Source organism: Sphingomonas sp. IC081 (assembly GCF_006874585.1).
Classification (GTDB): domain Bacteria; phylum Pseudomonadota; class Alphaproteobacteria; order Sphingomonadales; family Sphingomonadaceae; genus Novosphingobium.
In genome coordinates, this window is sequence record NZ_CP029762.1 from 957,073 (window position 1) to 972,525 (window position 15,453).

At 67.2% G+C, this 15,453-nt stretch carries 9 protein-coding genes; 4 read left to right on the top strand and 5 right to left on the bottom strand.

Translation table 11 applies throughout. From position 1 onward, the window contains the following. Positions 1-9: 9 nt before the first annotated feature. On the top strand, positions 10-2,274 hold the full coding sequence (locus DM450_RS22325; RefSeq protein WP_142639235.1) for an NADP-dependent malic enzyme: 2,265 nt from the start codon (positions 10-12) through the stop codon (positions 2,272-2,274). 55 nt (positions 2,275-2,329) lie between these two features. Here DM450_RS22325 and DM450_RS22330 read toward each other — a convergent pair whose 3' ends face one another. The 3 genes from DM450_RS22330 to DM450_RS22340 form a co-directional block, all read right to left on the bottom strand. Beyond that, on the bottom strand, positions 2,330-3,745 hold the full coding sequence (locus tag DM450_RS22330) for a CapA family protein (RefSeq protein WP_142639237.1): 1,416 nt from the start codon (positions 3,743-3,745) through the stop codon (positions 2,330-2,332). 99 nt (positions 3,746-3,844) lie between these two features. Then, on the bottom strand, positions 3,845-5,353 hold the full coding sequence (locus tag DM450_RS22335) for an ATP-binding protein (RefSeq protein ID WP_142639239.1): 1,509 nt from the start codon (positions 5,351-5,353) through the stop codon (positions 3,845-3,847). A gap of 16 nt (positions 5,354-5,369) precedes the next feature. Continuing rightward, positions 5,370-6,035 (bottom strand): response regulator transcription factor, encoded by a 666-nt coding sequence (locus tag DM450_RS22340; RefSeq protein ID WP_142639240.1) that lies wholly within the window; start codon positions 6,033-6,035, stop codon positions 5,370-5,372. Positions 6,036-6,278: 243 nt separating this feature from the next. Here DM450_RS22340 and DM450_RS22345 point away from each other — a divergent pair, with 243 nt between their 5' ends. Then, positions 6,279-7,928: a serine hydrolase gene (locus tag DM450_RS22345; protein ID WP_260610526.1), complete on the top strand. Its 1,650-nt coding sequence runs from the start codon at positions 6,279-6,281 to the stop codon at positions 7,926-7,928. Between the two features lie 73 nt (positions 7,929-8,001). Next, positions 8,002-10,707, top strand: a complete 2,706-nt coding sequence (locus DM450_RS22350) for a TonB-dependent receptor domain-containing protein (protein WP_142639242.1) — start codon at positions 8,002-8,004, stop codon at positions 10,705-10,707. A gap of 102 nt (positions 10,708-10,809) precedes the next feature. Here DM450_RS22350 and DM450_RS22355 read toward each other — a convergent pair whose 3' ends face one another. Further along, a complete protein-coding gene (locus DM450_RS22355) occupies positions 10,810-12,222 on the bottom strand; it encodes an ATP-binding protein (RefSeq protein ID WP_142639244.1) in 1,413 nt (470 codons plus the stop codon). 13 nt (positions 12,223-12,235) lie between these two features. Beyond that, the gene (locus DM450_RS22360; RefSeq protein WP_142639246.1) at positions 12,236-12,952 is read right to left on the bottom strand and encodes a response regulator; all 717 of its coding nucleotides are present in this window, start codon (positions 12,950-12,952) and stop codon (positions 12,236-12,238) included. A gap of 166 nt (positions 12,953-13,118) precedes the next feature. On the opposite strand from DM450_RS22360, the gene DM450_RS22365 reads away from it, so the two are divergent. After that, positions 13,119-15,389 (top strand): TonB-dependent siderophore receptor, encoded by a 2,271-nt coding sequence (locus DM450_RS22365; RefSeq protein WP_221889499.1) that lies wholly within the window; start codon positions 13,119-13,121, stop codon positions 15,387-15,389. Positions 15,390-15,453: the final 64 nt, after the last annotated feature.

Sequence of the window (15,453 nt, forward strand, 5' to 3'; positions counted from 1 at the left end):
GGGGGGGCCATGGACGACAAACTCCGCCGCGCCGCCCTCGATTACCACCTCTACCCCCAGCCCGGTAAGCTCAGGATCGAGCCGACCAAGCGCATGGTGAACCAGCGCGACCTCGCGCTGGCCTATTCGCCCGGCGTCGCCGCGCCCTGCATGGAAATCGCCGCCGATCCGGCCAAGGCGCTGGACTACACCGCGCGCGGCAACCTCGTCGCCGTGATCTCCAACGGCACCGCCGTGCTCGGTCTCGGCGCGATCGGCGCGCTGGCCTCGAAGCCGGTGATGGAGGGCAAGGCGGTCCTCTTCAAGAAATTCGCCGACATCGACGTCTTCGACATCGAAGTCGACACCACCGATCCCGACAAGTTCGTCGAAGCCGTCGCCCTGCTCGAACCCACTTTCGGCGGCATCAACCTGGAAGACATCAAGGCCCCCGAATGCTTCGCCATCGAGGCGCGGCTGAAGGAACGCATGAACATCCCGGTGTTCCATGACGACCAGCACGGCACCGCCATCGTCGTCGCGGCCGCCGTGCGCAACGCGCTGGTGCTGCAGGGCAAGACGCTGGCCGAAGCGCGCCTCGTCACCTCGGGCGCGGGCGCGGCGGCGCTGGCCTGCGTCGACCTGCTGGTCTCGATGGGCCTGCGGATCGAGAACGTGACGCTGACCGACAAGGACGGCGTCATCCATTCGGGCCGCGAAGGCATGCTGCCCAACATGGCGCGTTATGCCCGCGATACCAACGCGCGTTCGCTGCCCGACGTGCTGCCCGGCGCCAACCTGTTCCTCGGCCTCTCCGCCCCCGGCGTGCTCAAGCCCGAATGGCTGGAACTGATGGCGCCCAATCCGCTGATCTTCGCGCTCGCCAATCCCGAGCCGGAAATCCGCCCCGAACTGGCCCGCGAAGCCCGCCCCGATGCGATCATCGCCACCGGCCGCTCGGACTATCCGAACCAGGTCAACAACGTCCTGTGCTTCCCCTACATCTTCCGCGGCGCGCTCGACGTGGGCGCCACCGCGATCAACGAGGAGATGAAGGCCGCCGCCGCCGAGGCCATCGCCGCGCTCGCCCGCCTGCCCGCGCATGACAGCGTGGCCCAGGCCTATGGCGGCCGCAAGCTGGTGTTCGGCCCCGAATACATCATCCCGACCCCGTTCGACCCGCGCCTGATCGGCGAGATCGCGGTCGCCGTCGCCCGCGCGGCGATGGACAGCGGCGTCGCCACCAAGACCATCGACCTCGACGACTACAAGCGCGCGCTCTCGCACCAGAACACCCGTTCGGGCCAGCTCATGCTGCCGGTGTTCGAGGCCGCCCGCGGCAGCAAGCGCCGCATCGTCTACGGCGAGGGCGAGGACGAGCGCGTGCTGCGCGCGATCCAGGACGCGCTGGACGAGGAACTGGTGCGCCCCACCATCGTCGCCCGCCGCCGGATCCTCAAGGAGAAGCTGCCCAGCCTCGGCCTCAGCTTCGAGCTCGACCGCGACGTCGAGGTGATCGATCCCGAGACCGACCACGAGGTCATGACCGATCTGGTCGAGGCCTATCGCGCCATCGCCTCGCGCAAGGGCGTGCCCACCGACGAGATCCTGCGCCACGTCTATCGCCGCCCGACCATCACCGCGACGATGATGCTGCGCACCGGCCGCGTCGATGCCGCGCTGGTCGGCGGACGCTCGGAATACTGGGGCCAGGTCGAGCACGTGCTGCGGGTGATCGAGCGCGATCCCGCCAGCAGCCGCGTCTATGCGCTGTCCGGCCTGATCCTCGATGCCGGCGCGCTGTTCATCACCGATACCCACATGGTGCCGGACCCGACTCCCGAGCAGATCGCCGAGATGACCCAGCTGGGCGCCACCCAGCTCAAGCACTTCGGCCTGCGCCCGCGCGTGGCGCTGCTCTCGCACTCCAATTTCGGCGCCTCGCACAGCCCCAGCGCGCGCAAGATGCGCGCCGCGCTGGACATCGTGCGCAAGGCCATGCCGGACCTGCAGGTGGACGGCGAAATGCATGCCGACGCCGCGCTCAGCCAGCCGCTGCGCGACCGCCTGGTGCCGGATTCGCGCTTCGAAGGCCCGGCCAACCTGCTGGTCATGCCCACGCTCGACGCTGCCAACATCACGCTGACCGCGCTGTCGGCCTCGTCCAGCTCGCCCACCGTCGGGCCGATGCTGATGGGCCTGGCCCAGCCGATCCACGTGCTGACGCCGGGCGTCACCGCGCGCGGCATCCTCAACCTGACGGCGATCGCCGCCGCCCAGCTCGAACAGGGCTGATTGCCCTGCCGCCGGCCGGAGCAGCGCCTGCGCCCTGCTCCGGCCCAGCGGACCGTCAGCGGCTGCTGCCGACCCGGATCACGCCAACGCCGTGATCGATGGCGATGGTCGTGCCGTAAGGCTGCGACAGCGCCTGCAGCCGCGCCAGGATCCGCGCGCCGGTGGCCGCGTCCGCCATGTGCGGCACCCCGCGTCCCGCCCCGCTGGCATTCACGCCGAGATCGACCGGATAGAGCCGCACTTCGTCCAGCCGGCCGTCGCGGTAGTGGGCCGTGGCGATCACCGTCTCGTAGAGGGCGGGATCCGAGAACTCCTTGGCATTGCGCGCGGCGAGCAGTTCGGGCGTGGTCACGCTGCCGGGGGTGACGCCGAACTGGTCGTACATGTCGGCCGGCACGTCATCGAGCGAGTTGTTCATCATCGCGAAGTTGCCCAGCGAATAGAAGATCGGCTTGCCCTTGTAGATCTCGATCCCGCGCAGCTGGTGCGGGCCGTGGCCGACGTAGACGTCGGCGCCCGCATCGATGGCCTGATGGGCAAGGCCCTGCGCGAACCCGGCCGGGGTCCTGCTGGCATTGCCCGGCTCGTGGTTGTGCAGCGAGAACACCGCAAAGTTGCCGTTTTCCTTGGCCTGGCGCACCGCCAGCAGGTTGGCGGCAACGTCCTTCTGGTTGAGATCGTACTCGATCTTCATCGGCGAGACGGCATCGGCGGCAACCCGGTACTCGCGGCCCTTGAGCTTCACCGGCGCACCCTCCCTGGTGCCCGCGAGGCGCGCCAGCACCGCAAGGTCGGCCTGCGAAACGAGGCCGACTTCGGTGCTGCGGATGGTGTTCGCGCCGCCGCGGCCCGGCACTTGCCCCAGCGGATCGGCGGCGGGCGACATCGGCGTGAACGTGGTCGTCGCCGAGACCAGGCCGATGCGGCCATGGCCGCCGTCGTAGTAGGCCGGAGCGCGCGCGGCGCTCATCGAGCGGCCCGTCCCGGCATGGACGACATGGGCATCGTCGAGCAGGGCCAGCGTGTCGATCATGCCTTCCACGCCCCAGTCGGTCGCGTGGTTGTTGGCGTGGCCGACGATGTCGATGCCCATGGCGGCAACGTCGGCAGGGACCTTGGGATCGGCAAGCATCCAAGTGCCGCCGGATTCGGCCTGCGGCGATCCCTTGAAGGTCTTGAGATCGAGCGCGGTGGTCTCGAAGTTGCCGAACGTCACATCGGCGCCGCGCAGCAGGCGCAGCATGTCGGGAGACTGCTTTTCGAGCGTCGCCAGCATCGGGCGCAAGTAGATCAGATCACCCACGGCGGCAAAAGTGAAGTCCCCGGCGATCGGCGTGCTGGGCACGGCGGCGACCGGCGGCAGGGTGCCGCCCTCTTCTTCTTCTTCCGCAAGCGCGGGCATGGCGATGGCAGCGAAGGCGGCGGCTCCGGCAACAAGAAAGGCGCGCAAGGCGCGGCGGCGGATCGGCATGATGGATGTCCCCTTGGGCTGGCCCGATAATGGCGGTGCCTCAGGGGGTATCGACGGCGGCTGACATGAACCTGTCGCGCCCTTGTCACTCTGTGCAATTCATGCAGCTTCGGCGCGGAACTCCACCACGGCGCAGAGCCCCTGCCCGGTGCGCCCGTCCGCCAGCGTGAGCCGCGCGCCGAGCCGGTCGGCCAGGGCGCGGGCGATCGGCAGGCCGAGGCCGGTGCCGAAAGCCTGGCTTTGCCCCCTGACGCGGTAAAAGCGCTCCCACACCCGCTCGCGCTCTGCCGCCGGGATGCCGGGGCCGGTGTCGTCGATCTCGACAAAGGCATGGCCGCCGCGCCGGCCGAGGTGGACCGCGACCGCGCCGCCGGGCCGGTTGTAGCGGATCGCATTGTCCAGCAGGTTGCCGATCAGCTCGGCGGCAAGGCGGGGCTCGCCCATGGCCGTTACCGTGCCGTCGCTCTCGTTTTCGTAACTGATGTCGATGTGCGCGGGCGCCTGCGCGGCGCGGTCCGCCGTGACGGAAGCGGCGACGCCCGAGAGGTCGAAAGGCTGCAGCAGCGTGCCTTCCTGATCCTCGCTGCGGGCCAGCGAAATCAGCTGGCGCAGCAGTTGCTCCAGCGAATCGATGGAATGCGGAATATCCTGAAGCGCGGCCTGCCCTTGCGGCGATTCCGGGCCGTAGCGATCCAGCACGTCGAGCTGCACGCGCGCCACCGCCAGCGGCGTGCGCATCTGGTGCGAGGCATTCGAGGTGAACTGCCTCAGCGAATCCGCCGCCTTGTCGAGCCGCGCCATCAGCCCGTTGAAGGCCGCCACGAAAGGCCGCATCTCCACCGGCGCGGTTTCCGGCGCCTGCAGGCGGAACGCGGGCGAGGCGTCATGGCGGGCCTGCTCGACCTGCCGGGTCATGTCGAGCAACGGGCGCAGGCCCCAACGGATCGCCCACCAGAACAGCACGCCGGTCACCAGCAGGGCCGCCAATCCGATCAGCAGCACGCGTAGCGCAAAGTTCTGCTCATAAGCAGCGCGGTCGTCCACATAGTCGGCAATCTGGATGACCACGAGACCGGGCTCTCCGGCGGCGCGGCGCACTTCGGTGGCGATACGCACCGGTTTGCCGTGGAGCATGCCATCCCGCAGGTAGGCGGCCTGCGTCACCGCCGCCGCATCGGCCGGTTCCAGATAGCCGCGGATCAGGCGGTTTTCGCGATAGGCGTTGTAGAACGTCGCAGGCGCATGCCGGTCGATCACGCCGTCCCATTGCGGGGTGTAGTCCGCCGGCGGCAGCAGCGCCGGATCGCCGGAAATGACCTTGCGGCCGCTATAGACGCTGTAATGCACGACCGGACGGGCCCGGCGCTTGAGCAGGTGGATCGCCAGCGGCACCAGCCTTTCGCGCTCGCCGGGCGGACTGTTGTAGGCAAGGCTGAGCGTCCGCACCGAGCCGATCAGCACGCGGTCCACGGTATCGGATTCGGTATTGCGCGTGACCAGCACCGTCACCACGCCGAAAAACAGCACCAGCGCGGCCAGCGGCAGCATCACCGCGCCGGTAAGCCGCAGCCGCAGCGAAGGCGCCTGCTGGGAACGGACGTGCAACATGGCCCCTTGCGTCAGCTCAGGCCGCCTCGATCATGTAGCCGAGCCCGCGCACGGTGCGGATCGCCGGGCCGGACGGCAGCAGCTTGCGGCGCAGGCGGCCGACGTAGACTTCCAGGGCATTGGGGGTGACGGCATCGTCGAAGGCGAAGACTTCGGCCGAGAGGCGCTCCTTGGGAATGACCTTGCCGGGGCGGCCCATCAGCGTTTCCAGCACCGCCAGTTCGCGGCGGCGCAGATCGATCACGCTGTCGTCGAGCGAGACGGTGCGGCTCGACCGGTCGAACACCAGGGTGCCGATGCGCAGCACCGGATCCGGCGTGCCCTGGCTGCGGCGGACCAGCGCGCGGATGCGCGATTCGAGTTCGCGCGGGTCGAACGGCTTGGCCATGTAGTCGTCGGCGCCGCGGTCGAGCCCGTTGATCCGGTCGTCGACCATGTCCCGCGCGGTGAGGATGAGCACCGGGGTCAGCGCGCCGCGTGCCCTGAGCCGCGAAAGCACGTCGAGTCCGTCGATGTCGGGCAGCCCCAGGTCGAGGATTATCGCGGCATAAGGCTCGGCCCCGGCCAGTTGCAGCGCGTCTTCCCCGCTGTCCAGGCGGTCGACCGAAAAGCCGGCCGCCTCCAGCGAGGCGGCGACGCCGCGCGCCAGCCGTTCGTCGTCTTCAACCAGCAACAAACGCATCAGAAATTCCCCAGATTGCGACCCGTCTCCCTCCCCCGAGGATGTGATATTTCGCCATGCATGGCTCTACGCATAACAAATGCCAAGCCCTTACGTCAGGTTCTTGCAATTGATTGCACAAAAGCTTGACGCTGGGCGCATATGTCAGGTTCATGACAGCGGAGCGCTCTAGCTCTCCCCCTCGAACGCAACACCGCCTGCGCCCTGCGCGGCGGGTTGCGGGATCGAAGGGGATCTTGCGACATGAAGTTGAGCCTGACGCCGATTGCCGGCGTGATGACTGCCATTGGTCTTTCCAGCGTTGCCCATGCAGCGCCCGCCGCCACTCCGGCCGCCGCTCCGGCCGCCGCTCCAGCCTCTGCGGCCCAGATCGCCGCCGTCGACACCCTCTTCGCCCGCTGGAACCATCAGGATACGCCGGGCTGCGCGGTTGCCGTCTCGCGCGGCGGGCAGGTCATTGCAGAGCGCGTCTACGGCATGGCCAGCCTCGAACTGGGCGTGCCGGCCCGGCTCGATTCGATCTACGAAGCGGGTTCCGATTCCAAGCAGTTCACCGCCGCCGCCACCTTGATGCTGGCCCGCGAGGGCAAGCTCTCGCTCGATGACGACATCCGCAAGTATATGCCGGAAATGCCGGACTACGGCGCGCCGATCACGATCCGCCACCTGCTGCACCACACCAGCGGCCTGCGCGACTGGGGCTCGGTCGCCGCGATCGAGGGCTGGCCGCGCAACAGCCGCACGGCCGACAATCAGGACATGCTCGGCATCCTGGTCCGACAGAAGGAACTGAACTACGCCCCCGGCGCGCACTACCTCTACAGCAACAGCAACTTCAACCTGCTGGCGATCATCGTCCAGCGCGTAAGCGGCCAGTCGCTGACGGACTTCACGCACGACCGCATCTTCGTGCCACTGGGCATGACCCACACCCGCTGGCGCGACGACCACGGCGATGTCGTGGCGGGCCGCACCGGCGCCTACGACTTCGACAAAGGCCTCTATCGCAACGATCAGGTGATCGAGGACGCCTATGGCAACGGCGGGTTGCTCACCACCGTGGGCGATCTGGTGAAGTGGCAGGCGGCGCTCGACGACGACCGCTTCGGCCCCGGCTTCACCGAGGCAATGCAGCAACCCACCACGCTGAACGACGGCACCCGCATCGCCTATGCCCTGGCGCTGGTGAACCTCGACCACAATGGCGAGCAGGAAGTCAGCCACTCGGGCTCGACCGGCGGCTACCGCGCCTGGATGGCGCGCTATCCGGGGCAGAAGCTCGCCGTCTCGCTGCTGTGCAACGGCGGCAATGCCGATACGCCGACGCTGGGCCGCGCCGTCGCCGACGTGTTCCTGCCCGCCTTCAAGGCAAGGCCCTACACGCCCAAGGCGCCGCTGCCGACCGGCCTCTACGCCGATGGCATGACCGGCTTCCCGATCCGCTTCGCCGCCGATTCGCAAGGCCAGCTCACCGCCGATGGCCGTCCGCTGGTGGCGGTAAGCGCAGGCCGCTGGGCGCTGCGCGAGGACATTTTCGCCTTTACGAAATCCGGCCTCGTCCGCGAAAACCGCGAGGGCGAGCGCATCCCCTACCGCAAGGTCGAGCAGGTCACCGCCTTCGATCCGAAGGACTACACCGGCCGCTTCTGCGGCGTCGACACCGGCGGCTGCCTGACCTTCCGCCAGCAGGGCGATGCGCTGGTCTATGACGGTCCGCGCTGGTCCGGCCGCCCGCTGACGGTGACGTACGCCGACGTCTTCACCGGCGACGCGCTGCCGCAGTCTTCCGCCGTCACCGTCAAGTTCAAGCGCGATGCCAGCGGCAAGGTAACCAGCCTGCGCTTCGGCGAAAGCCGTGCCTACGACGTCGAATTCCGCCGCGCCGAAGGCTGACGCCCTCCTCCCATTTTTCACCAGGACAGCCGCTCAGGGGCGGCCGGACAAACTCAACAAGGGGTCCACAAAAATGCGTGATTATAACCGCAAGTTCCGCCAGTTTCTGACCGGGGGCACTGCCGCCCTCGGTGTGACCATCGCGCTTGCCCAGCCCGCCATGGCGCAGGAGAGCGTTCAAAATTCGGCGTCTGCCGATGAAGCCAGCGATGCCGGCTCCGCCATCGTCGTCACCGGCTCGCGCATCGACCGCAAGGGCTTCGACGCGCCGACGCCGACCACTGTCGTGGGCGAGACCGAACTGCGCCTCGGCGCCCGTCCCAGCATCGCGCAGGTCCTGAACGACCTTCCCCAGTTCCGCGCCACCCAGACCCCGGCCAGCACGGTCGCCAACACCAACTCCAGCGCCTCGGCGATGGACCTTCGCGGCCTTGGCGTCACCCGCACGCTGACGCTGCTCAACAACCGCCGCTTCACCGGCGCGGCCGACCTCAACACCATTCCCCAGGGCCTGGTGAAGCGCGTCGACGTCGTCACCGGCGGTGCCTCGGCGGCGTGGGGTTCGGGCGCCATCGGCGGCGTCGTCAACATCATCCTCGATGACGAGCTCGAAGGCCTCACCATCGGCGCGCAGAACGGCATCTCCTCGCGCGGGGACGGCTACCGCTACAGCTTCGACGGCACATTCGGCACCAGGTTCGCAGGCGGCCGCGGCCACTTCATGATCGGCGCCGAATACCAGAACGACGAAGGCATTCTCGACCGCAACTCGCGCAAGAACGTCGGCAGCGCGAACCTGTTCTCGCCGGTCGGCGGCGACCATGCCTATATCCTCGTGCGCGACGTCAACGCGTCCAACACCAGCCTCGGCGGCCTGATCACCTCGGGCACGCTCAAGGGCCAGACCTTCAACGCGGACGGCACCCTGCGCGCCTTCCAGTACGGCAGCCAGATCAGCGGCACCACCATGGTCGGCGGCGAGGGCGTTGCCACCAACGACGAATACGCCCTCACCAACCCCTACCAGCGCGTGAACTCCTACGCCCGCGCCAGCTTCGAGGTGGGCGACGCCACCTTCTGGGCAGACGGCAGCTACAGCCGCATCTGGGCCAGCTATCCCTTCTATGCGGAAAGCGGCACTTACACGATCTCGGCCGCCAACCCCTACCTTTCGGACACGATCCGCAGCCAGCTTGCCGCCGCGGGCGAAACCAGCATCAAGGTCGGCCGCGTGTTCGAGGACTACGGCTACCGCAACTTCGACTACTACCGCCAGAACGTGGAAGGCGCGATCGGCGTGGACGGCAGCTTCGCCGACGGCAAGTGGCGCTACAGCGCCTATTACAGCCACGGCGAAATGCGCAACATGCAGAGCTACCACAACCAGATCACCGGCACGAACCTGACCAACGCGCTGGATGCGGTGACGGATTCCAGCGGCAACATCGTCTGCCGCGTGGCGCTGACCGACCCGGATACCGCCTGCGCCCCGCTCAACATCCTGGGCACCGGCACTGCCAGCCAGGCCGCCATCGACTATGTCTTCGGCAACACCGCCCGCGCCGTCTACACCACCAAGCTGGACTCGATGGGCGGCAGCCTGCGCGGCGATCCGTTCTCGACCTGGGCGGGCCCGGTCTCGATCGCGGTCGGCGCCGAAGCGCGCTGGGAAGAACAGGTGACCAGCGGCCTTGACGCGGTTTCCGCCGCCAAGGGCTTCAGCCGCTTCAACTTCTCGCCGCTCAACGGCGGCTTCAACGTGCAGGAGTTCTTCGGCGAAGTCGCCGTGCCGCTGCTCGACCAGCCGTTCAGCAAGCTCGATGTCAACGGTGCGGCGCGCTACAGCCACTACAGCACCAGCGGCGGCATCTGGTCGTGGAAGCTGGGCCTGACCGACCGCATCTTCAACAACCTGCTGCTGCGCGTCTCGCGTTCGCGCGACATCCGCTCGGGCAGCCTCAGCGAACTGTTCACCACCACCACCACGAGCTTCTCGACCGTGGCGGAGAACGGCAACACCTACTCGGTCACCCGCTACGGCGGCGGCAATGCCGACCTGAAGCCCGAAATCGGCAGCACGCTGACGCTGGGCGCGGTGTTCACGCCCTCGTTCCTGCCGGGCTTCAACCTCTCGGTCGACTACTACAACATCAAGCTGCGCGACGCGATCACCTCGCTGGGTGCCCAGGACATCGTCTCGGGCTGCGACAACGGCAATACCTCGCTGTGCAGCCAGATCGTGCGCGATGGCTCCGGCGCGCCGACCACGATCTACACCACCTACATCAACCTGGCCGAATACAAGACCAAGGGCATCGACATCGAGGGCACCTACCAGTTCCCGCTGAGCACGATCGCCGCGAACCTGGGCGGCAACCTGCGCCTGCGCGGCCTTGCCACCTATGTTCCCAAGGTCCTGATCAACGACGGCACCACCACCGTGGACCGCGCGGGCGACGTCGGCGACAACGTCAGCTTCGGCACCCCGCACTGGCGTGCCAGCGGCATCGTCACCTACACGAGCGACACGTTCTCGCTCGACACCCGCGTGCGTTATGTCGGCGGCGGCAAGTTCAACCATGCGCTGGACATCGCCAACAACGACATCTCGGCCCGCGTCTACGTCGACCTCGGCGCACAGGTGAACATCGACAAGTTCACCCTCTTCGCCAACGTCAACAACCTGTTCGACCGCGATCCGCCGCTGACCACTTACGGCGCGATCCACTACGACACCATCGGCCGCTATTTCACCATGGGTGCCAAGGTTCGTTTCTGAACCACCCGGATGAAGCGTGAGGGATGGCGGCCTTTCGGGGCCGCCATTTCTTCGCTCCAGACGCCGCGCGGGCTTGCCCAGCAAGTTTGACGCACGTTGATATTACGTGCGGCAGCCCCCTCGGGGAAGCCGAAGATTGGCCTCCAGCCCACCCCCGGACCGGTTGCGCAGCCAGAGCGTGCCTTGATGGGCCGCGGCAATATCGCGGGCGATGCTCAAGCCCAGGCCGACGCCGCCGGACGCCACGTTCCGGGAATCCTCCTGCCGGTAGAACGGTTCGAACACCAGGTCGAGCGCCTCCTCCGGTATGCCCGGCCCCCTGTCCTGCACCGTGATGGCGATGTATGCGGGACTTGCTGAAACCACGATCTGCGCGCTGCCGGCATAGCGCAGCGCGTTCTCAACCAGATTGCCGATGCAGCGCCGCAACCCGTTCGGAAACCCGGCGATCCTGCCGTTGGCCGATCCGCTCAGCGTCACCGCCGCCCCATGGTCGCGCAAGTTCGCGACCATTTCCCCCAGCATCACGTCGAGATCGATATCTCCGGTCAATTCCTCATCGGCGCCGCCTTTCATGAAGGACAGCGTTGCATCGACCATCTCCTCCATTTCGACCAGATCCTTGCGGAAACCCGCCTTCTGCGCCTCGTCAGGCAGCATTTCGGTGCGCAGCCGCAGGCGCGTGATGGGGGAGCGCAAATCGTGCGACACGGCGGCCAGAAAGCGGGTGCGCTCCTCTATATGGCCCACCACCTTCTGCTGCATGGCGTTGAATGCCTCGGCGGCGCGGCGCACCTCGCGCGGGCCCGAGGTTTCCAGCGGCGGGCTGTGAATGTCGCGCCCCAGCGCCTCGGCCGCATCGGCCATGCGTTTCAGCGGCGTCATCGACAGCCGCACAGCGAACCAGGTCAGCAGCCCGACGATCAGGATGCGCAGGGCATAGATGCGCACCACATAGTCGGCGATGGTCCCGACCCGGTCCAAGTCGGCCCCGTTCTCATCCTCATGCCCCTCGGCCAGCAACCAGGGATCGTCGGGATCGCAGCGGACGGCGACGCGAAATTGCGCGGCCGGTTCCTGCGCGGACAGCATCGCCCAAGTGTTCGCGGGCCGCCCGCGGTCGTCCAGCAATTGCGCACTGATGACCCTCACCTCCACCGGTCGGCCCAAGTGCACGCGCATCGTGTGCTGAAGCAGCGCGGACGAGCGCTGCACGTCCTGCACCCCAGCTTGCGGCGCCGGCAGGTGCGGGGCGAAGCGCAGCGAAAGGCCCGGCGCCTGAAGCGCCGCCATCAATTCGGCGCGGTCGCCGGGCGGGCGGGCCTCCAGCAGGCGCAGGGCGTCGGCCACACGCGTGGCGAAAACGCGCGCCGGGATCTCCAGCATCTGGCGGCGGCGGCTTTCGAACCAGATGGTGCTGGTCAGCAACTGGGCGAGCAGGAGCCCGGCGACAAGGATGCCGGCAATCCGCGCCGACAGCGAGGCGGAGCGATTGCCCTTGCGGAAAATCGGCATCAGCGCGCCCCGTTCAGCCCCCGTTCGCCACATCCACCGCCAACACATATCCGCCATTGCGGACGGTGCGGATCAGCGAGGGGCTGCGGGCATCGTCGCCCAGAAGCTGGCGAAGGCGGCTGATGCACATGTCGATCGCCCGGTCGCTCGGATCGCGCTCCCGTCCATAGACCTCGCGCGCCAGAAAATCCCGGCTCAGCGTCCGGTAAGGGTGGCGCAGCAGCGTGCGCAAGGCAAGGAAGTCCGATCCGCCCATCGCCACGTGCGCGGCCCCGTCATCCTGCTGAAGCAGGTTGCGGCGGGTATCGAGCTGCCATCCGGCAAACCGGATCGTCTCGGGCTCAGGCGGCGGTGCCTGGAGCGCCGAGCGCGCTGCCCGGCGCAGCACGACGTTGATCCGGGCCAGCAGCTCGCGAGGATCGAACGGTTTGGCGAGATAATCGTCCGCGCCAAGTTCGAGCCCGACAATCCGATCGATCAGCGCGCCGCGTGCGGTGAGCATGATGATCGGAATGTCGTGCCGCGCCGTCAGCGCCCGGCAGAGCGTGAGCCCGTCCTCCCCCGGCAGCATGAGGTCGAGAATGATCAGGTCGGGCCGGTAGCGTTCCAGCAACTGCCACATCTCGTCGCCATCCGCGGCGCCTTTCGCGCCCATCCCCGCCTCGCACAGATACGTGCAGAGCAGTTCGCGGATGTCGGCATCGTCGTCGACGACCAGAATATCGGTCACGACGGATTTACCGCTGCATACCGGTGGATTTCAACGCCCGTTACATGACGTGACAAAGGGCCGGAAGACCTGACAAAATTGCACAATTCCACGGATTTACCCCAAGCCCTTCGGTGATAGTGGGCGCCCCTGTTGCGAATGAATTGCATTATAAGGGGCTTTCACCGTGAAACCAACCTATTCCGTGCGAACCGCTGCGCGCGGCTCGCTGGCAGCGCTTGCCGTCGCCCTGTGCTGGGCTCAGCCCGCCGCGGCCGAGGACGCGGACACCCCGTCGATCGTCGTCACCGGCCAGCGCACGGAAGAGACATCGTCCTACACCGGACAAGAAGCCAGCATCGCCATCGGCCTGCCGCTGACCCTGCGCGAAACGCCGCAGACCGTCACCGTCGTCACCCGCCAGCTGCTGGACGACCAGCAGATCGAGACGATCGACGATGTGCTGGCCACCACGCCGGGCGTCACTTCCTATTCCAACGACAACGCGGGGCGGACCAATTACCGCGCGCGCGGGTTCGAGATCACCAACTACCGCATCGACGGCATGCAGGTGGATGGCCGGAGCAGTCTGACCAGCGGCGGCGCCTCCACCAACATGGACCTCTATGACAGCGTGCAGATCGTGCGCGGCGCCAATGGCCTGCTGGGCGGCACCGGCGATCCTTCGGCCACGATCTACCTCCAGCGCAAGCAGCCGACGACCAAGCTGGGCGCGGCCGGCATGCTGACGCTGGGCAACTGGGACAAGCGCCGGGTGATGGCCGATCTCAATGCCCCGGTCACGGCCGACGGCACCGTGCGCGGCCGCCTGGTCTTCTCCGACGAGAGCACCGACACGTTCCGCGAGCGCGAACATATCGACCGGCGCGGCGTGCTGGCCAACTTCGCGGTCGACCTTGGCCCGAAGACCGTGCTGAACGGCGGCGTCCAGTACGAGCGCACCATCAACAAGGGCGCGACCTGGGGCAGCAACGTCTCGATCTGGTTTGCCGACGGCACGCTCGCCCACCTGCCGCGCAGCACCAACCCGGTCACCGACTGGAGCATCGCGCGCCGCAAGGCGACCACGGCCTTCGCGAACCTCCAGCATGAATGGGACAACGGCTGGCGCGTCCGGCTGGGCTATGCGCGCACGGACGGCAGCGCCTACAACAACATGGGCATCGCCAAAGTGAACAACGCGGCCCGCAACGTCGGCGGTTTTGCGGGCTTCTGGAATCAGGACGGCACCGGCGCCTACCTCAATGCCTTCCATTCCGAAGCGGATAGCGGACGGGACAACATGGATGTCTCCGCCAATGGCCCGCTTCATCTGTTCGGGCGCGAACACCAGTTGATGATCGGCATCAACGGCTATTGGGACCGGATCACGCAGTACACCTTCAGCAATGCCCTCGGCAATTGCAGCATCGCCGGTGTGACGCCCTACAGCGGCTGCCAGTACCGCGCGGCCGGCCTGCCGATCGACGACTGGCGCAGCTGGGACGGGTCCTATGCCAATTTCGAGACCTTCCGCACCGATGCCCGCTCGGTGGACAAGACCCGCAACATCGGTGGCTACGTGGCGGGCCGCTTCAGCCTGATGGACGGCCTGACCGCCATCGCCGGCGGGCGCATCAGCGACTACAAGGCCCATGGCGGCGATTACACGGCAAGCAACGTCTACACTGCCGACGCCGCCGTCACGCGGGAAAAGGGTGTGTTCACGCCCTACGCCGGGCTCGTCTACGACGTGACGCGCGAAATCTCGCTTTATGCCAGCTACACCGACATGTTCACGCCGCAGGGCAATCTGCGGGACGAGAACGACAAGCTGCTCGATCCCGTCACCGGCTCCAGCTACGAGGCGGGCATCAAGGGCGCGTTCTACGGCGGCAAGCTCAACACCTCGCTCGCCTTCTACCGCAACAAGCAGAGCAACGTTGCCGAAAGCACCGGCCTGATCCACGAAACCACGGGCGAGACGATCTACCGCGCCGTCAGCGGCGTGATCTCCAAGGGGATCGACCTCGATGCCTCGGGCGAGGTGCTGCCGGGCTGGAACCTGTTCTTCGGCTACAGCTACCTGGATGTGAAGGGCCTTGGCTACCAGCGCGATCCGCACCACGTGGTACGGCTTTCGACCAGCTATACGCTACCCGGCGCACTGGACCGCCTGACCATCGGCGGCGGCATTTCCAGCCAGAGCAAGACCGAATGGTCAACCAATCCCGGCCGCCCGCTGGGGGGCGGCCAGTACGATGCCGCCAATCTCAAGGTCGCCGGCTATACCCTGGTCAACCTGATGGCGCGCTATCAGGTGACCGACAACATCCAGATTTCCGCCAATGTCACCAACCTCACCGACAAGACCTACTACCGTCAGTACGGCTTCTACGACGGGCTGATCTACGGCGAGCCGCGCAGCTACAGCGTAACCCTGCGCGCGCGGATCTAGGCGGTAAATTCGTGCAATACACCATGCCGGGGCGATCCGCCCCGGCATGGCCTGCGCGGCTTGA

Coding starts and splice junctions, on each gene's coding strand:
- DM450_RS22325 (WP_142639235.1), top strand. CDS start 10: ATGGACGACAAACTCCGCCGCGCCGCCCTCGATTACCACCTCTACCCC.
- DM450_RS22330 (WP_142639237.1), bottom strand. CDS start 3,745: ATGCCGATCCGCCGCCGCGCCTTGCGCGCCTTTCTTGTTGCCGGAGCC.
- DM450_RS22335 (WP_142639239.1), bottom strand. CDS start 5,353: ATGTTGCACGTCCGTTCCCAGCAGGCGCCTTCGCTGCGGCTGCGGCTT.
- DM450_RS22340 (WP_142639240.1), bottom strand. CDS start 6,035: ATGCGTTTGTTGCTGGTTGAAGACGACGAACGGCTGGCGCGCGGCGTC.
- DM450_RS22345 (WP_260610526.1), top strand. CDS start 6,279: ATGAAGTTGAGCCTGACGCCGATTGCCGGCGTGATGACTGCCATTGGT.
- DM450_RS22350 (WP_142639242.1), top strand. CDS start 8,002: ATGCGTGATTATAACCGCAAGTTCCGCCAGTTTCTGACCGGGGGCACT.
- DM450_RS22355 (WP_142639244.1), bottom strand. CDS start 12,222: ATGCCGATTTTCCGCAAGGGCAATCGCTCCGCCTCGCTGTCGGCGCGG.